This window comes from Flavihumibacter solisilvae, from assembly GCF_000814475.1.
GTDB lineage: Bacteria > Bacteroidota > Bacteroidia > Chitinophagales > Chitinophagaceae > Flavihumibacter > Flavihumibacter solisilvae.
Map to the genome: position 1 here is coordinate 63,978 of NZ_JSVC01000003.1, position 17,747 is coordinate 81,724.

The 17,747-nt window shown below is 48.3% G+C and carries 14 protein-coding genes; 8 read left to right on the forward strand and 6 right to left on the reverse strand.

Annotated elements, in window-relative coordinates; translation table 11 throughout:
• The first annotated feature begins 23 nt into the window (after nucleotides 1-23).
• The 5 genes from OI18_RS03375 (at nucleotide 24) to OI18_RS03395 (ending at nucleotide 9,258) form a co-directional block, all read left to right on the forward strand.
• Nucleotides 24-1,094: a FecR family protein gene (locus tag OI18_RS03375; protein ID WP_039137252.1), complete on the forward strand. Its 1,071-nt coding sequence runs from the start codon at nucleotides 24-26 to the stop codon at nucleotides 1,092-1,094.
• Nucleotides 1,095-1,263: 169 nt separating this feature from the next.
• Entirely contained in the window at nucleotides 1,264-4,554 is a 3,291-nt protein-coding gene (locus OI18_RS03380) for a SusC/RagA family TonB-linked outer membrane protein (protein ID WP_052272834.1), read from the forward strand.
• Nucleotides 4,555-4,573: 19 nt separating this feature from the next.
• Nucleotides 4,574-6,040 (forward strand): RagB/SusD family nutrient uptake outer membrane protein, encoded by a 1,467-nt coding sequence (locus OI18_RS03385; RefSeq protein ID WP_152616711.1) that lies wholly within the window; start codon nucleotides 4,574-4,576, stop codon nucleotides 6,038-6,040.
• A 21-nt stretch (nucleotides 6,041-6,061) separates the two neighbouring features.
• The gene (locus tag OI18_RS03390) at nucleotides 6,062-7,516 is read left to right on the forward strand and encodes a SusE domain-containing protein (RefSeq protein ID WP_039137253.1); all 1,455 of its coding nucleotides are present in this window, start codon (nucleotides 6,062-6,064) and stop codon (nucleotides 7,514-7,516) included.
• 8 nt (nucleotides 7,517-7,524) lie between these two features.
• Nucleotides 7,525-9,258, forward strand: coding sequence for an endo-dextranase (locus tag OI18_RS03395; protein ID WP_039137254.1), 1,734 nt, complete (start codon nucleotides 7,525-7,527; stop codon nucleotides 9,256-9,258).
• A 43-nt stretch (nucleotides 9,259-9,301) separates the two neighbouring features.
• On the opposite strand, the gene OI18_RS03400 is transcribed toward OI18_RS03395, so the two are convergent.
• The 5 genes from OI18_RS03400 to OI18_RS03420 form a co-directional block, all read right to left on the reverse strand.
• Nucleotides 9,302-9,781, reverse strand: coding sequence for a hypothetical protein (locus OI18_RS03400; RefSeq protein ID WP_039137256.1), 480 nt, complete (start codon nucleotides 9,779-9,781; stop codon nucleotides 9,302-9,304).
• A 48-nt stretch (nucleotides 9,782-9,829) separates the two neighbouring features.
• Nucleotides 9,830-10,381: an ester cyclase gene (locus OI18_RS03405; protein WP_039137335.1), complete on the reverse strand. Its 552-nt coding sequence runs from the start codon at nucleotides 10,379-10,381 to the stop codon at nucleotides 9,830-9,832.
• 49 nt (nucleotides 10,382-10,430) lie between these two features.
• Entirely contained in the window at nucleotides 10,431-11,390 is a 960-nt protein-coding gene (locus OI18_RS03410; protein ID WP_039137258.1) for an RDD family protein, read from the reverse strand.
• Between the two features lie 168 nt (nucleotides 11,391-11,558).
• On the reverse strand, nucleotides 11,559-12,128 hold the full coding sequence (locus OI18_RS03415) for a hypothetical protein (RefSeq protein WP_039137259.1): 570 nt from the start codon (nucleotides 12,126-12,128) through the stop codon (nucleotides 11,559-11,561).
• Nucleotides 12,129-12,315: 187 nt separating this feature from the next.
• Nucleotides 12,316-12,663 carry a YciI family protein gene (locus tag OI18_RS03420; RefSeq protein WP_039137260.1) on the reverse strand — a complete coding sequence of 116 codons (348 nt, stop codon included), beginning with the start codon at nucleotides 12,661-12,663 and terminating at the stop codon, nucleotides 12,316-12,318.
• 246 nt (nucleotides 12,664-12,909) lie between these two features.
• Here OI18_RS03420 and OI18_RS03425 point away from each other — a divergent pair, with 246 nt between their 5' ends.
• Together OI18_RS03425 and OI18_RS03430 are read left to right on the forward strand one after the other, a co-directional pair.
• The gene (locus tag OI18_RS03425) at nucleotides 12,910-13,668 is read left to right on the forward strand and encodes an SDR family NAD(P)-dependent oxidoreductase (RefSeq protein WP_039137262.1); all 759 of its coding nucleotides are present in this window, start codon (nucleotides 12,910-12,912) and stop codon (nucleotides 13,666-13,668) included.
• 46 nt (nucleotides 13,669-13,714) lie between these two features.
• Nucleotides 13,715-16,405 (forward strand): MGH1-like glycoside hydrolase domain-containing protein, encoded by a 2,691-nt coding sequence (locus OI18_RS03430; protein WP_039137264.1) that lies wholly within the window; start codon nucleotides 13,715-13,717, stop codon nucleotides 16,403-16,405.
• A gap of 19 nt (nucleotides 16,406-16,424) precedes the next feature.
• On the opposite strand, the gene OI18_RS03435 is transcribed toward OI18_RS03430, so the two are convergent.
• The gene (locus OI18_RS03435) at nucleotides 16,425-16,871 is read right to left on the reverse strand and encodes a DUF1572 family protein (RefSeq protein ID WP_039137266.1); all 447 of its coding nucleotides are present in this window, start codon (nucleotides 16,869-16,871) and stop codon (nucleotides 16,425-16,427) included.
• Between the two features lie 126 nt (nucleotides 16,872-16,997).
• Here OI18_RS03435 and OI18_RS03440 point away from each other — a divergent pair, with 126 nt between their 5' ends.
• On the forward strand, nucleotides 16,998-17,723 hold the full coding sequence (locus OI18_RS03440) for a hypothetical protein (protein WP_039137268.1): 726 nt from the start codon (nucleotides 16,998-17,000) through the stop codon (nucleotides 17,721-17,723).
• Nucleotides 17,724-17,747: the final 24 nt, after the last annotated feature.

The window sequence follows — 17,747 nt, forward strand, 5'->3', positions numbered from 1 at the left end:
TCCACTCGCGTGTATAAACTATTATGCACACGACCGACCGATTCAAATATTTACTGGAACAATACTTATCCGGCAAGATCACCCTAGCCGAGCAGAACGAATTCTATGAACTGCTGGCGACCCAGGAGTACGACAATATCCTCGACCTGTCAATCGAAAATCACCTGGTAAATGGGGTGGAAGGTGTGAACAGCGACCTGCCCCCCCATATCGCTGAAGAAATTGTCAGGAATATCCATAATGCAGAAAAGTCAACGGCCAAAATCCTGCCGCTCAAAACTAAAAAGCACAAACCCTGGCGCTGGATAGCCGCAGCTTCGGTCATCCTCATCATCTCAACCATTTTCCTGTTTACCCGCAATCAGAACAACAACAGCGGTATGCTCGCCATGGTACCGCCAGACGCGATCATTGAAAAAAATGTCACCACCAACCCCCGGCTTATTACACTGGCCGATGGTAGTGTCATTACCCTGGCGCCCCAAAGCACCATCCATTTCCAGGGAAATTTCAATGACTCCACCCGCGAAGTTTACCTCGAAGGAGAAGCGTTTTTCCAGGTGGCAAAGAATCCACGCAAGCCTTTCCTGGTATACTATAATAACCTTGTCACCAAAGTCCTGGGCACCAGTTTCCGGGTCAATACCAATGCCAAAACCGGCAATATTGAAGTTGCCGTAGTGACCGGCAAAGTGCAGGTATCCGAGAACGATAAAATCCTGAAAGACCAAAGGACAGCCGCCTCGGTTATTCTCGCTCCCAACCAGAAAGCAATTTACCAGGTTGAAAAAGGCCTGCTGGAAACATCGCTGGTTGAAGCACCACAACCACTGCAAACCAACCACGAAACCAAACAGCTACCGCAAAAATTCATCTACGACCAGGAGCGCCTGGAAACCATCTTCCACGAACTCGAAACCGCCTACGGCATTGAGATCTTAGTCGAAACCGCCAACCTCAACAACTGCGTGTTCACCGGTGATGTGTCGAACCAGGACCTCTTCACTATGCTCCGCATAATCTGCCTGACCACCAACTCAACATATGAAATTAACGGCACCCGCATCCTCGTGAGGGGAACAGGCTGCAACTAAACTTATAATATGAAAAACAACAATTCGCCACCCCTGGAATAAAAAAGAGCCAGACGTGTTCGCACCACATCCGGCTCTAAAGGCTGTTTTTGACAACTATTTATTGATCCAAAAACATTTTAAAAATATGAAAAAAAAGCAACGATTGGTTGCTTCCATACTGCTTGCTATGAGAATATCGATTGCGCATCTTGCCCTGTCATTCATATTCCTGAATTCTCTTTATGCAAACGAGGCTAAAAGCCAGGACGTTTTGCAGAAGACATTCACACTGCATGCTGAAAGTCAACCCCTGAAGAAAGTCATCGCAGAAGTGCAAAAGCAAACCCATGTGATGTTTTCCTTCAGTCCCAATTCCATCAACGGTGATAAACTGGTCACCTATTCCGCATATAGAAAAACGATCCTTGATTTTCTCACTAACTTCTTAAAACCAAACCAGGTCGGCTATGAACTGATCGATAACAAGATTGTCCTCTTCCAGTCCAAAAACGCCGCTGCTCCTGTAGTCCAGGCAGTCGTTACCGAAAGACCGGACAAACTCATAACGGGCCGTGTCACGGATGAAAAAGGCGATCCCATCGGTAATGTCACGGTCTCAGAAAAAGGAAAGGACAATTCCGTCATGACCGATGAATCCGGCAACTTCACGATCAAAGTCGCTGACGATGCCATCCTGCTGGTCTCCAGCGTCGGCTACCAATCAATCGAACTGTCTTCCCTGCAGGCAGGCAGTATCGTCCTGAAAGAAAAAGTAAAAGGACTGCAGGATGTAGTAGTGGTGGGATATGGCACCGCAAAGAAAAAAGACCTGACCGGTGCCGTTGCTTCCGTGAATGCGAAAGAATTAAAATCGCTTCCCGTGGCTGGCATCGGTGAAGCACTGCAGGGCCGCGCGGCCGGGGTGCAGGTACTTACCAGTGGCGCACCCGGAAGTGATGTTACCTTCCGCATCCGCGGCGTCGGAACCATCAACAACAGTGATCCCCTGCTGGTGATCGACGGTGTTCCCGCCGATATCCCACTCAATACCCTAAGCCCCGATGATATCGCCTCCGTCGAAGTACTCAAGGATGCGTCGGCTGCAGCCATCTACGGCTCGCGCGGAGCTAACGGTGTGGTTATCATCACCACCAAACGTGGCTCCAGCGGCAAAAACAATCTTGAACTGAAAAGTTTCGTGGGACAACAACAGGCTGCCAATATGGTCGACATGCTCGATGCATCCCAGTTCGCCAGCCTGCACAATGAAATGATGAGCAATAACGGCCAGCAGCAGAATCCAGACAATGCGGATCCGCTCTCACTCGGTAAAGGCACCGATTGGCTGGGCGCGCTGTTTAATCCCGCCCTCATCCAAAGTTATTCGCTGGCTTATTCCGGTGGCGGTCCAAAATCTACGTACTACGTGTCGGCCACCCTGCTCGACCAGGAGGGCATCGTACTGCATACCGGTTATCGCCGTTACACCGTTCAGTTCAACAGTGAATCAAAAGTGTTCGATTGGCTCAAGTTCGGCAACAACCTCACCCTTAGCCACGATATCAAGAAAAGCGGTGATTACAATATCCGCAACACCATGGCTGCGCTGCCAACGCAACCCATCTACAACCCCGATGGCAGCTATAGCGGACCGGTAGGAAAATCATCCTGGTATGGCGATATCAGGAATCCCATCGGCACAGCAACCCTCACCGAAAATAAAACCAGTGGATATAACACTGTTGGTAGCCTGTATGCGGAATTTTCCATTACAAAAAACCTGAAGCTGAAAACAACCGGGGGTATCCAGGCGCAATTCTGGGACAACCGCACCTGGGCACCCGCATATAACTGGCAACCCATTCCACAGGAAAACAGCTACCTGTACCAGGCATCCAACAAAAGCATCACGCTGATGTGGGACAACTACCTCACTTACAGTAAGGTCTTCAACCAGAAACATAGTGTAACGCTTTTGGGCGGTACCAATGCCCAGAACAACCGTTTCGATTACATGAACGGGTCTATTCAGAATTTCGCCAGCAATTCTACCCAGCAAATAAATAACGGTATTGCGCAGCCCACGGTAGGTGGTACGGCAAGTGAATGGGCTTTATTGTCTTTCATCGGCAGGGCGAATTATGGCTTCGACGACAAATACTTATTTACGGCTACCATTCGCCGTGATGGCAGCAGTCGGTTCGGTGAAGACAACCGTTGGGGCTGGTTCCCATCTGCATCTGCCGCCTGGCGGATCTCCGGCGAGAATTTCATGCAATCTGTCGGCTGGATCAACGACCTGAAACTTCGCGCCGGTTATGGCATCACCGGTAACCAGAACATCGGTAACTACTCCTTTGCTTCGGTGCTGCAGACCGTTCAATACAATTTCAACGGGCAAACCGTAAATGCAGTAGTGCCGCTGGCTATTCCCAATCCCGGTGTGCGCTGGGAATCTGTTGAACAGACCAATATCGGTATCGACGCCTCCCTGCTGAACGACAGGATCAAACTCACTGTTGATGGTTATATCAAGAATACCAACGACATGCTTGTGCCAATGAGCGTGCCCATTTCAACCGGTTATTCCGATATCGTGGTACCCAGCATCAACGCCGGCAAAGTGCAGAACAAGGGCATCGAACTTACCCTTACCACCCAGAACACCAGGGGCGCTTTTGAATGGAATACCAATTTCAATATTTCCTTCAACAAAAACCAGGTGCTGAGCCTGAACGACAGTGTGCCGCTCTACACCGGTAGCATCGGGTTGAACCAGAACCTGAGTATCCAGCGTGCAGGCTTTCCCGTTAGTGCGTTCTATGGCTTCGTCACGAATGGCATTTTCCAGTCGCAGGATGAGGTAAACGGTTATGCCGTACAGGTTCCCGGAGATGATCCCTATAACCGTACATCTGCGGGCGACATCAGGTTCCGCGACCTCAACAATGATGGAAAGATCGATGATGCGGACCGCACTTATATCGGCAACCCAGGTCCACGTTTCATCTTCGCCATGAACAATACTTTCGCGTACAAGGGAATCGACCTCTCCATCTTCATCCAGGGTGTGCAGGGCAACGATATCTTCAATGCAAACCGCATTTACCAGGAAGGAATGGCCGTGGCGCAAAACCAGACAACGGCGGTACTCAATCGGTGGACCAACGACAAGTCCCATTCCGAACTGCCCCGCGCTGTGTTTAACGATCCCAATAAAAACACGCGGGTTTCCGACCGCTTCGTGGAAGATGGCAGTTACCTGAAGATCAAAAACATTACACTCGGCTATAGTTTACCGTTAGCGCTGATCAGCAGGCTGAAAATGCAGACTGCCCGCATTTATATCTCGGGACAAAACCTGTTTACGTTCACGAATTACACCGGCTTCGACCCGGAAGTAGGGGTGAATGGAATTGACCTGAATGTGTACCCGGTTACCAGGACATTGAGCGCAGGCGTAAACCTCATTTTTTAACCAAGAAGTTCAGTTCATCATGAAAATATTGAAATCAATAGCTGTTCCACTGCTCATCCTGGCACTAAGCAGCTGTTCAAAATACCTGGAGAAGGCCCCGCTCGACAGCATCAATACGTCCAACTTTTTCAAGACGGAAGCTGATGCCGTTGCTGCCATCAATGGAGCCTACCAGCCACTACAGTGGCCAAAATTATACAACCTGCGCATGTGGACCACCGACATTTGGGCAGGTAACAGCCTCGTTGGTGCCGGTGGCGGCACCGACGGTATCGAAACCCAGGATATCGCCAATTTCGTTACCGCTACCGACAACGCGGCAGCACTGGATATCTGGCGTGGACCTTCACCCGGCATCCTTCGCTGCAACCTGGTGCTGAAAAATGTGCCGGCCATCGAAATGGATGAAACAAAGAAGAAGCGAATCCTCGGTGAAGCCTACTTCCTTCGCGCCCATTACTATTTCATCCTTGAACAATTGTTCGGCGATGTGCCCCTGATCACGGATCCCGTTTCTGCAGAAGACAACCTGCGCCCGTCAAGGACGTCCCGTGCTGAAGTAATTGACCTGGTGATCAATGACCTTAAACAAGCCATAGAGTTGCTTCCCGCGAGCTATACCGGCTCCGATATCGGTCGTGCCACTAAAGGCGCCGCAGCAGGAATGCTTGCTAAAGTGTATTTAAGCCTGGGCAACTTTGCAGAAACATTAAAGTACTGCCAGCAGGTAAATGGCCTGGGATATAGATTAAACCTCGATTATTCAGACAATTTCAACCCGTCTACCAAGAACTCACCCGAAAGCCTGTTCGAGATCCAGTACGTGGGCAAAACGAGTTACAGTTTCTGGAATAACGAAAACCAGGCAAGCTGGGTCAGCACATTCACCGGTCCACGCAACGCAGATTTCGTTGCCGGTGGTTATGGCTGGAACCAGCCAACCGCAGAGTTCGCCGGTCTGTACGAAGCCGATGATAACCGCAAGGATAAAACAATCCTCTATGTCGGCTGTCCTTCTTATGACGGGAAAGAGTACCAGGCATCTTATTCTTCAACAGGATATAACGTGCGCAAGTTCCTGGTTCAGAAATCCGTTTCGCCCGACTACGATACCAACCCGGCCAACTGGCCCGTGTTACGGTATGCCGATGTATTGCTGATGGAAGCTGAAGCCTATTGTGAGCTGAACCAGCTGGAACCGGCCATTGAACCGTTGAATAAAGTAAGGGTAAGGGCCGGGCTTCAACCCGTAGCTGTCAGCAACCAGGACGAACTGCGCAAGACCATCAGGAAGGAGCGCAGGATTGAACTGGCATTCGAAGGCAGTCATTGGTTTGACCTGGTCCGTTACGACAATGGCCAGTACGCGCAGCAGTTCCTGCACGGCATCGGCAGGTCGAATTTCGCGCCCAAACACCTGCTGCTACCCATACCACAGAAAGAGATCGATGCAAATCCCAATCTCACGCAAAATTTAGGTTACTGAGCATAACCCAAAAAACTATTTATGAAACTCATCTATAAAATTTTTGCAGTGATCGCCATTGCACAATTGCTGGCGTCCTGTAAAAAGGAAAATTATGCGGAAACAAATAAGGGGAATACCCCGCTGGTGATCGCAGCTTCAAAGGAAACTTTGGTGCTGAATGAAAAAGAAAAGAACGGTGAAGCACTTGTGCTTGCCTGGACAACCGGTACCAACCAGGGCACCAATGCATCGATCGGTTACACCCTGCAGTTAGCAAAACAGGGAACGAATTTCACCGACCCTGTTTCTGAAGACATGGGAACAGCTGTGTACTCCTACAAGTTCACCACCGGCAAACTGAACGAGATCGCGTTGACAAAATACAGTGCGGTCGCGGGAACAACCATCGCATTCGAAGCCCGCGTAATTGCCCAGGCAAACACTGATGGCCTCGAGCCAGAAGTTTCCTCACCGGTAGTGATCAACGTGGTTCCCTACGAGCCCGTTTCTTCAACCCTCTACCTCATCGGCGACGCCACGCCCAACGGCTGGGATAATGCAAACGCAACACCCCTAACCGCCGTGGAAGAAGAGCCTGGCGTATTCACCTGGACCGGCCTCCTCATGCCCGGCGAGTTCAAGTTCATGACCACCCTGGGTGAGTGGCTTCCCACTTACAATAAGGGTACTGAACCAGGCACTTTGTTTTATCGCACCGACTTCGGTGAACCGGACGATAAATTCACGGTTGCTTCAATGGCTACCTACACCGTGAGGGCTGATCTCATCAGCAAGACCGTAACTATTGCCGTGCCCACCAATCCCACCGTTCCACCTTACGAGCGGCTCTGGATCGTAGGCGATGCCACACCCAACGGCTGGAACATCGATGCGCCCAGTGAAATGCGGGTCGACGCCGGCAACCTGTTCGTGTTCGATTTCAATGAAGTGCTGAAAGCCGGTGAATTCAAGATCCCGACCACAACCGGTAACTGGGGCGGCGATTTTTATATGCCCCTTGTAAACCAGCAGGACCTGTCCGCCGATGGCGTTCAACTGGTTAAAGGTGGTAGTCCCGATAACAAGTGGAAGATCACTACTCCCGGTGCCTATAAGATCAAATTAGACCTGTATTCAACCAAGATCAGCATCACGCCATTTACGCCTTACACGAAACTCTGGCTTGTTGGTGATGCTACTCCCGCTGGCTGGAACATCGACAATCCCACACCCATGACCGCCGACGCTGGCAATCCTTACATCTTCACCTGGGAAGGGGCCATGACAGCGGGCGAGTTCAAGATCCCTGTCGGAACAGGCAACTGGGGTGGCGACTATTTCATGCCCATGGTCAATCACCAGGACCTGTCCCTTAAACAGGCAAAATTTGTAAAGGGTGGCAACCCCGACAACAAATGGCAGATCACTGCGCCCGGTACTTACCGGATCACCATTAATCAATTGAAAGAAACGGTCGACATCGAAAAATTATAACCCGATCCATGAAACATATTTTCATCCTATTTCTTGTTGCGTGCCTCGCATGCAACAGGAATAACGTCACGAGCAATCCCATTACACCCGGGCAGTCAACAACACGTATTCAAACCGATAAGGCAGTTTACCGCCCCGGTGAAACCGTGACCTTTACCCTGAATACGGTGCCGCCAAACAGTAATGTCCGTTACTGGCATTTAAATACCGTTACCAGTGAAGCCCCTTTGTCCGGCACGAGCTGGAACTGGCAGGCACCCGCCACCGACTTCCGCGGTTACCTCGCCGAAGTATATACGAAGGAGAATAACACTGAGAAAACGCATGCATCCATTGCCATCGATGTGAGCAGTGACTGGAGCAAATTCCCGCGTTACGGATTCCTAAGTGAATACGGCGCGGTGCCATCTTCAAAAATGGATTCAGTAATTTCTTCACTCAACCGTTACCATATCAACGGCATCCAGTTCTACGATTGGCACCACAAACACCACCAGCCTTTAGCGGGTACGGTAGCGAGTCCTTCAGCTACCTGGAAAGATATTGCCAACAGGTCTATCCAGCGCAACACGGTGCAGGGTTATATCGACCGCGCCCACCAGGCAGGCATGAAAGCGATGTTCTATAATCTTTGCTACGGTGCACTTGGCGATGGTGCCGGCGACGGGGTAAAGCAGGAATGGTTCATGTTCAAAGATGCGCAGCATACGAAAAGGGATGTGTTTCAACTTCCCAACCCGCCATTCACCAGCGATATCTTTTTTACCGACCCGGCCAATACATCCTGGCAGCAATACCTTGCCAACAAGAACAACGATGTATACCAGGTGTATGATTTCGACGGCTTCCATGTTGACCAGGTGGGTGACAGGGGACCGGGGCTTTACACCTATAACGGAACCGGCCTCGATCTCGCCTCACGATTCCAGTCTTTCCTCGAAGGCATGAAAGCTGCACACCCGACAAAAAGACTGGTGATGAATGCGGTGAACCAGTACGGGCAGCAAAACAGTATTGCCCGCGCGCCGGTAGATTTTATGTACACCGAAGTGTGGACCGGTCATGAAGGTTATAAAGACCTTGCCACGGTGATCCAAAACAATGCCACTTACAGTGGCGGTAAAAGCACGGTACTGGCCGCCTATGTTAACTACAAAAAAGCAGAAAGCCCGGGTGCATTCAACACCCCGGGCGTATTGCTGGCAAACGCGGTGATCTTTGCTTTTGGTGGAAGTCACCTCGAATTAGGCGAACACATGCTGGGCAAGGAATATTTCCCCAACAATAACCTGGTGATGAACGACGACCTGCAGAAAGCGATCGTGGTGTACTATGACTTTCTTACCGCGTTTCAAAACCTGTTGCGCGACGGTGGCGATTTCAACAACATAACGGTAACCTGTACAAACGGGAAATTCAACACCGCCAGCTGGCCGCCGCAGTCAGGCAAAGTAGCGGTTCAGGGAAAAAAGGTTGGAGAGAAGCAGGTGCTGCATTTCATCAACATGGCCAATGCTACTTCCTTCGACTGGCGCGATACCAACGGTACTCAACCCACGCCGGTCACTTTCAGTAACGCCGATCTGGAGGTTTCTGTCAGCGGTTCCATTTCAAAAGTATGGGTGGCCAGTCCTGACCTGAACCATGGCCTGCCGCAGGCTCTTGAGTTTACCCGGCAGGGAGATAAAGTGAAATTTACCTTGCCGCAGTTGAAGTATTGGGATATGGTGGTTATGGAATAAGGATGGTCCCCTTTTGCAGGACAGACTTCAGTACTTTCATGATTCAGAATTTTCCGGTCAGGCATACGTTTATGACCTTATTTACACGATCGCCTAAATTAATGGGTTCTGTATGTGCTGAAATGATACTCGTTACCGAGAGTTCGCTGTCTTTAAAAGGCGATCCTTCAATTCTAAAACTGTGATTATTTTCATCAACCCCCGTTACGCTTATGCGGATGTAGTCTGCTTCGAAGCTTCGCACTGATTTGGCTTTGCTATGCTTAAAGGCTGGCCAGTCTGTCAATTTGTGTTGCCGTAAATCTTTGTCCATGGTCTTGAATAGGCCAAAATACTTCAAAGTGTATTCTCCGAGTGGCAGGTCGGAGAGGGGAAGCTCATACGAAAAACACGCTTCCTGCTCATACCTAATGCCAGCAAGATTTATGGATACAGGGGCAAAGATTATGTGGCCGTGTTTGGCGGAAACATAAATACTCAGTGATTTGTAATGAGTTTTCGATTTTGTTTTTCGGAACAGCATGATTGCAAATCTGGCATTTTATCCTTTTTTTCGCACCATAATAATTTTTTACTGGGCCAACCCGATTTGTTTCATAATGGACTGGTTATCCCAGAAAAGATATTCTTCAATCATTTTTCCATCTTTCCAATGTCCCACTGTGCACATGCTGAATTTAAATTTCTTTCCAGTTGGCGGTATGGTTTTGCCATTCCCGACCGGCATGGGCTGGGAAAAGGTACCTTCCACTTCCCCGATGGTAGACGTCCATTCACCTGTGCCGAATTTAACCGGGTGTGAGGTGACTTTCGTGTCAGGCGCAAAAACAAACATTGGTTTCAGCATATCTATGTGTTGGGGGAATAGTCCGGTTGTCGTAGTCCCGTCAGGGTAATACACTTTGATATTGTCCGCATGACTGATGGCAAGTGAGTCCCACATCTGGTTGCTGTAAAATTGAAAATCCAGGGAGTCCATCCGTCTCAGATATTCTTCTGTCAACTGTGTATCGTTGCTGGAAATGTGGTCAGCAGGTTTCTTTTGCTGGTTGTGTCCACATGCTATTAGCACCGTACTTAAAACGATAGCTGAAAGCAGGGATGCAAGTATTCTCTTTTTCATTTTTCGTTTTTTAATTGTTAGGAAAACATAAAGGTATGCTGCGCGACTGTCAATAAGCTTTTTCTCCAACAATTGCTTTTTTGCCTATTCTTGATACATTGATTTCTCCGAAATTTTGATGTTGCCTGTATGTAAACAGTTCAGTTAATAATGCTTCCCTGGTAAATGCTTTCCATATCTTGTCTTGTCCGTGGCTTCTGTTATAAAAGCAGTAATCACTTCCGTACATTTGAACTGTCACCATTGTTCCAGCTTCGCTTTTTTCAGAGTCAAATGGTCGGAAATATTCTATTTGAAACTCGCCCGGCACCGTATTTAAAAAGTCTTCTAAATTTTGAAAAGTGGTCTGTTCATTAATATGAAAATGGAAAACAAGGGCAAATGGCTTTGGATTTATGACATGTGAGAACTTCAGGCCAATGATTTGCAAAGCAAGTCTTTTATCTTCATCTCCAAACTCGTAAGCTGGAATATTGAGTGGTATCAATTTTTTATCGCTATTGGGTTGTGTCCTAAGTACCACTGAATTTGCTATAAAATCATGAACTGCACGTCGTTTTGCATTTGTTAGCATTGTTATAAGTTCAATAAGTGTCCACCAAAAGATTGGATTGTCCGAAAAGCTTTCATAATCTGAAAGAATTGATTCTGCTTTATGCGTTTGTGTCAGAAGAAGTCCAAAGTATAAAAGCGAAACCAATGAAACCAACAAATAGAAGCTGTCTCGGGTGAGGGATTGCAAAAGCGTTAAGTATCTTTTTTCGCTAAGGTCCATCACCTTCACATTAGTAACCCATTTTCCGATGGTCTGTCCATACTTGTAGTGAAGAATGATTGAATAGATAGGTGGGGCAAAGGCTAAGAATGTCACCCATACAAAAAGGATATAGATATTGCTGGTGAATTTGTAAATCCATTGGCCTACTAACAAAAAAGGCAGGAAAACAATCCAATCCACAATTGCTGCCCAAAATCTCTTACTTCCTGTTCGGTATTTTTCTGTGTCCATTTTAGTTTTGTGTCTACTTTAAACTGGCAGCAAACGTAAAGGTATTGGCGAAGGTGGGCACTAGTTATGTTTTTTTATTTATGGTGCTGGGATTCCGCTTTTGCCAATGCCAATGTTGGCAGAATTTGCCTAATATTTTTACTTAAGATTAAGATATTGCGTTACTGGTCAATCTTTATCAACGTTCAGCGGATCAATCTTAAATGAAAGATATCGCATACTACCCCTCCCACTTGGATCAGGTCCTCGGCCAATTGCCCAAAAACTTGAGTTATTAAATGGAATACACCTATTGCTAATATCAACTCCTTCTTTGTCTGTAACAACCGGTTTTAAATATGTTTTGTTAAATGTCCACCTTGTAATATAGCCGATACCGTTATTGTCAATGTGTAAATTGTTATGGCTACTGTCCCTTAAAATAAGCATTACTTCGCCTCGATAGTTCGTTGGAACTTGAATATGTAACTGCGGCGAATAGACAAAATAGTGAAGCCAGATTAATCCCACAAGTGATGTGTGCAAAAAGACAATTCGGTATGGAACAGATTTGATAAATATCTTCAGAACCGCTGCCAAAATAAAGCACGAAATAATTACTGTAACTAACAAGACCAGACCAAAATAATATCCTGGTAATATCATACCTCCGGGCAATTTTGAGAATTGGTAGATTAGCCCAACTAACAAAACACCACACAGTGAAAATAGGAGCGGTTGATATTTGGTAGGTTTCATAATTTCTGCCAACGAATGTATCTACGAATTAACTAAAACTCACAATAATTCCAAAGCTCGTCGCTTATTAAATATAATTCCTCGCGGCATTCAGATTGCGCATTACCGATTGAGGCAGTAAAAGTAGGATCCCCGCCTACAAGGAACGCCTCTGTCCGGATCAAAGACATTCCTCTACACCAAAACCTTATGCTGCAGGAATAGCCATCCGTACTTCTACAACTGCGCCGTACTTAATGATGGGACACTTCTTCGCAAATTCAACGGCTTCATCATAATCGTTTGCGCGTATCAGGAACAACCCACCCATCGACATATTATTCACCGCATAAGGTCCCTGTTGTACAATTTCTGCCCTGCTGACAACCCGCCCATCGAGGTCCCATCTCTTTGGTGGAGCTACTAACCTGTTTTCTGCCGCAATCCCTGCAATCCAATCCTGGTATGGTTTAAATGCGTCTTTCAATTCTTCCTGTGAAGGATGGGGATTCCTGCTCGTGAGATCCCGGAGGACCGTAATCAAAAACTCACTCATGATGATTTGTTTTTTGGTTTAACAATACGCCGTAACGTTTTACGTGATACTAGGAACCAAGGCCATGCCGCAAATTCAGCGGGTTAATTTGCAGCATTTTAATTTTTAGCACCGTAAAAAGGATTTTGCTATTTCAAAAACTCCCCGAAAACTCAAAATGTAAATCCGTGAATTGTCCAGCTTCCACCGTGAAACCTCTGATTCCACGCATCCGGCCCGCGGGAACTTTGACGCTTAAATTATTTTATGAGTCAACAGCAAAAGATCCTTCTCGTAACCGGAGGCAGCCGGGGCATCGGCAGAAGCATCGCCCTCCATGCAGCCCAACGCGGTATTGGTGTTATCCTCACCTTCAATAACCAGCAAAAACATGGACAGGCAGTAGCCGACGAGATCAATAACAACGGCGGCAAAGCCATTGCCCTGCACCTCGACATTGCCAATACCGCGTCGTTCGACGACTTCACTATCACGGTCAGGGATATCCTTAAAGAAAAATGGAACCGCACGAGCTTCGACTATCTTGTCAACAATGGCGGCATCGGCCAGCGCGTACTCATCAAAGACACCACCGAATCTATTTTCGACCAACTGGTGAATGTAAATTTCAAGGGGGTATTCTTTCTCACACAGAAGCTGCTGCCAATAATCGCAGACGGTGGACAGATCATCAATATCTCATCCGGACTTGCCCGCTTTGCCTTTCCCGGCTCAGCTGTATACGGGGCATTGAAATCTGGCCTCGAAGCACTGACAAGATATTTCGCCAAAGAATTTGCAGCACGCAGGATTCGGGTCAACTCAGTTGCCCCTGGAGCCATCGATACCGAATTCGGTGGCGGCAAGGGCGACGAAAATCAACGTCAGCAAATGGCGGCAATGATCGCTGCCGGCCGCCTTGGCGAAGCGGATGATGTAGGCGCATTTGTGGCTTCACTGCTTTCAGACGATAGCCGCTACCTGAATGCCCAGCGCGTGGAAGTGGGCGGTGGCATCTTTATCTGATTGTCTCGTATATTTATATCGCTCCCCACCTTCATCAAAGCTGTTCATGAAACCGACTTCAACCGAAGAACATAACCGTCTTGGGGAAGCCCGTAAAGGAATACCCTGGAAAAAATGGGGACCGTACCTTTCTGAACGGCAATGGGGAACAGTGAGGGAAGACTATAGCGAGAATGGGGATGCCTGGAATTACTTTACCCACGACCTGGCACGTTCCCGCACATACCGCTGGGGGGAAGACGGGCTGGGAGGGATCTCTGAAGACAAGCAGCTTCTGTGTTTCGCACTGGCACTTTGGAATGGGCGAGACCCCATACTCAAGGAACGGCTTTTTGGCCTTACCAATAGCGAAGGAAACCACGGTGAGGATGTAAAGGAATACTACTTCTACCTTGATTCTACGCCTACTCACTCCTACATGAAGTTCCTGTACAAGTATCCGCAGGCTCCCTTTCCTTACGTTGATCTCGTGGAGACAAACCGCAGGCGCTCGCGTACCGAAATGGAATACGAACTGCTCGACACTGGTGTGTTTGACGATAACCGTTACTTCGACGTTTTCGTGGAATATGCTAAGGCTGATCCTGAAGACATCCTGGTGCGGATCACAGCGTTCAACCGTGGACCGGAACCTGCAGAGCTGCACATCCTGCCAACGCTCTGGTTTCGCAACGACTGGACCGCCGTAATGGAAAAGCCCGCCGGCCAAAAGCCCCTGATCACCCAGCTGGAAGGGCCAACCGGTACCTGCATGGCAATTGCCTCACACCCGGTCCTGGGTAACTATTCTTTTTATTGCGAAGGCGATGTGCCACTGCTTTTCACCGAAAACGAAAACAACCTGAAAGCCGGCATCAATAATTTTGTGGTACTCGGGCAGCAGCATGCGATAAATCCCGGTAAGGCAGGTACCAAAATGTCTGCCCATTATCGCAACTCCATTGCGCCCGGGCAATCAGCAGTAGTGCAGCTGAGACTTAGCGCCATAACCGCAAGATCTGCCGTGGCGGAAACTTCCGTAAATGATCCATTTGGAATTGGGTTCAACCAGGCCTTTGCCTCCCGGCTGCAGGAGGCGGATGAATTTTATAAACTTGTTGCCCCGGCAGCTGCGTCCCCCGATCGTGCGGCAATAATGCGGCAGGCTATCGCCGGCATGCTCTGGAGCAAACAGTACTACTATTTTGATGGCGACACATGGCTGGCTGAACACCAGGCACACCCGCTTTTGGGCGGACAGAATATGACCCGCAACCGCGAGTGGTTTCACATGCTCAACGAAGACATCATTTCCATGCCCGACAAATGGGAATACCCCTGGTATGCTGCCTGGGACCTTGCCTTCCAGACCCTTCCTCTTTCCATTGTGGATCTCGACTTTGCCAAGGAACAGATGAAGCTGCTGCTGCATAAAGACTATATCCACCCCAACGGGCAGGTGCCCGCCTACGAATGGAACTTCGGTGATGTAAACCCGCCGGTGCAGGCCTGGTCCACCCTGTTCCTGTACCTTATCGGCCAGGCCCAGTACGGCGAGGCCGACCTGGATTTTTTGAAACTGACCTTTCACAAGTTGCTGCTGAACTTCACCTGGTGGGTTAACCGGAAAGACCGCTTTGGCAAGAATGTGTTTGAAGGTGGTTTCCTTGGACTCGATAACATCGGCGTCTTCGATCGCAGTGCCCCATTGCCGACCGGTGGTTACCTGGAGCAGGCTGACGGCACCGCATGGATGGCCCTCTTTACCCAGAACATGACAGAGCTCGCGGTTGAACTGGCCACACGGGATCCCATATACGAAGACATGGTGCTGAAATTTCTCGAGCACTTCTATTTTATTGCACTCGCGCTGAACAAGCCGGGGCACGACAGCATGTGGGACGAGGAAGACGGTTTTTACTACGACCTGCTCCGCCTTCCTGATGGCAGTGGCAAGCGACTGAAGGTTCGGTCCATGGTTGGACTGCTACCCCTGTGTGCCACCACGATAGTGGAAAAATGGCAGCGTGAGCAGATTCCCTGGGCATTGTCGTTTATCCAGGCTCGTGCAAGACGCACACCCGGTTTCCTCGATGGGATCCATCCAACCGGTCCGGGTCATTACGGGGTAGGAGGAAGAGGGATTCTTGCCCTGCTCAATCCCGAACGGCTTCGCAGGGTGCTCACCAAAATGCTCGACGAGAATGAATTCCTCAGTCCATACGGGATTCGCTCACTTTCGCGGTATCACCTGGAACATCCCTTCATCTTTAATGTGGAAGGCCAGGATTTCCGGGTCGATTATCTTCCCGCTGAATCAGATACCGGTATGTTCGGCGGTAATTCCAACTGGCGCGGGCCGGTATGGATGCCCATGAACGTACTGATCATTCGGGCGCTCCTCCAATACTACCTGTACTATGGCGACAATTTCAAAATTGAATGTCCCACCGGCAGCGGCAACCACATGAATCTATTCGAAGTAGCCCGGGATATTTCTGACCGCCTTACCCGGATCTTCCTGCAGGACGAAAACGGCCGGCGACCGGTTTACGGCGGCACGGAAAAATTCCAGTCCGACCCATACTGGCGAGATCATATTCTCTTCTACGAATATTTCCACGGCGACAACGGCGCAGGACTGGGTGCCAGCCACCAGACCGGGTGGACCGGCCTCATCGCCAAACTGATTCAGCTCTATGGTCTATTGGATGAAAAAACACTGCTGGAAGGCGGCAAGCATGTGATCTTTCAATAGCAGGAAAGGATGTCTTCTGTCACAAGTCAATCATCCTTCTATGGTAATTTACCTGTCCTAAATGATAGCTTAAATGTGTGACTAAATGAACCAACAGGTATTCAATTGTAGTCCTTTCTTCAAACACTATAACAGGGTAGTCATTTTTCGTTGAACTTTCGTCCAGGTTGTCAAGAGTTTTGTTCACAACCTCGATGGTGTCGTCGATCTTCCTGACCAGTTCTTGCCGTGGAATATTCTTTAATGAGAATTCCGATTCCCTGTTTCTTATATAACCGGTGTTGCCGAGTTCCTTTCCAACAAAAGTATTCAGGTTCCCAACTAAATGCAGGCAAAGGTTTCCTGCAGAATTGGAAATGTTTCCCTCAACTTTCCAGATTTTTTCCTCCTTCGTATACAATTCAATCTCGTTCCGTAACCTGTTCAGGTCTCTCGTGAATAATGATTGTAAGGTTTTAATTAGCATCTTGATTATACTTTAACGCACCAAAGTAAAGCCAGTTTCCTTTTCTAAATGTAACTTATTTTTGTTTACTTTGTAATTGAAAGGACTTTTATATAGATAGCCTATTCATGAAAGCGTAACCAACTTATGAATATCACAAGCCGGCTTAATGATGTATATAACGATGCAAAGGGAAACAGGTGGTTTCTATATTTTGCCATTTTCTGTCGCATCATGTTGGCCCTCGCGTTTATCATCTCCGGAATTGTAAAGATCAGTGGAGAACGCTTCGCCAGCGGCTTACCCGTTAACAACCCGATGGGTCATTACCTGGAAGCCCTGCACCAAACCGGGTACTACTATACGTTTATCGGCATTACGCAGGTGCTGATTGCCCTTCTATTGCTTATTCCCCGGACTGCACTTCTTGGTGCCCTCTTGTATTTTCCCATCATCCTGAATATTTGTATCCTGGCTTATGCCGTACGTTTCGAAGGCACTCGTATCACAACCTTTATGGTTCTGGCCAATTTGTACCTGTTGTGTTGGGACTTCAACCGGCTGAAATATCTTTTGCCGTTCAAACAAATTAAAGAGCTTCACTCACCACGCGAAAAACCTTTGAGCAAGAAATTTCCGTTCCTGTTTTTCGGATCGGTGATTGCAACACTCGCCGCAGTGGTAATCATAAACCAGTATCTCTATGCCATTCGGCCCGGCAATTCCCCCGAGGAATGTATAAATGGCTGCCCCGGCAACAGCAACCCCCAGGCCTGTGAAGAGTTTTGTGATTGCATTTATAAGCAGGGCAAACCGCTTAACGAGTGCCTCACGAATTACAATAATGCAACAGTAAAGGGAACGAAGCCATAGAGGCCCAATTTACCTACATAATTA

Excerpts from the sequence above, each read along its gene's own strand:
- OI18_RS03420 (WP_039137260.1), bottom strand. The coding sequence starts at position 12,663 with ATGAGTGAGTTTTTGATTACGGTCCTCCGGGATCTCACGAGCAGGAAT.
- OI18_RS03415 (WP_039137259.1), bottom strand. The coding sequence starts at position 12,128 with ATGAAACCTACCAAATATCAACCGCTCCTATTTTCACTGTGTGGTGTT.
- OI18_RS03375 (WP_039137252.1), top strand. The coding sequence starts at position 24 with ATGCACACGACCGACCGATTCAAATATTTACTGGAACAATACTTATCC.
- OI18_RS03390 (WP_039137253.1), top strand. The coding sequence starts at position 6,062 with ATGAAACTCATCTATAAAATTTTTGCAGTGATCGCCATTGCACAATTG.
- OI18_RS03430 (WP_039137264.1), top strand. The coding sequence starts at position 13,715 with ATGAAACCGACTTCAACCGAAGAACATAACCGTCTTGGGGAAGCCCGT.
- OI18_RS03410 (WP_039137258.1), bottom strand. The coding sequence starts at position 11,390 with ATGGACACAGAAAAATACCGAACAGGAAGTAAGAGATTTTGGGCAGCA.
- OI18_RS03385 (WP_152616711.1), top strand. The coding sequence starts at position 4,574 with ATGAAAATATTGAAATCAATAGCTGTTCCACTGCTCATCCTGGCACTA.
- OI18_RS03440 (WP_039137268.1), top strand. The coding sequence starts at position 16,998 with ATGAATATCACAAGCCGGCTTAATGATGTATATAACGATGCAAAGGGA.
- OI18_RS03380 (WP_052272834.1), top strand. The coding sequence starts at position 1,264 with ATGAGAATATCGATTGCGCATCTTGCCCTGTCATTCATATTCCTGAAT.
- OI18_RS03395 (WP_039137254.1), top strand. The coding sequence starts at position 7,525 with ATGAAACATATTTTCATCCTATTTCTTGTTGCGTGCCTCGCATGCAAC.
- OI18_RS03400 (WP_039137256.1), bottom strand. The coding sequence starts at position 9,781 with ATGCTGTTCCGAAAAACAAAATCGAAAACTCATTACAAATCACTGAGT.
- OI18_RS03405 (WP_039137335.1), bottom strand. The coding sequence starts at position 10,381 with ATGAAAAAGAGAATACTTGCATCCCTGCTTTCAGCTATCGTTTTAAGT.
- OI18_RS03435 (WP_039137266.1), bottom strand. The coding sequence starts at position 16,871 with ATGCTAATTAAAACCTTACAATCATTATTCACGAGAGACCTGAACAGG.
- OI18_RS03425 (WP_039137262.1), top strand. The coding sequence starts at position 12,910 with ATGAGTCAACAGCAAAAGATCCTTCTCGTAACCGGAGGCAGCCGGGGC.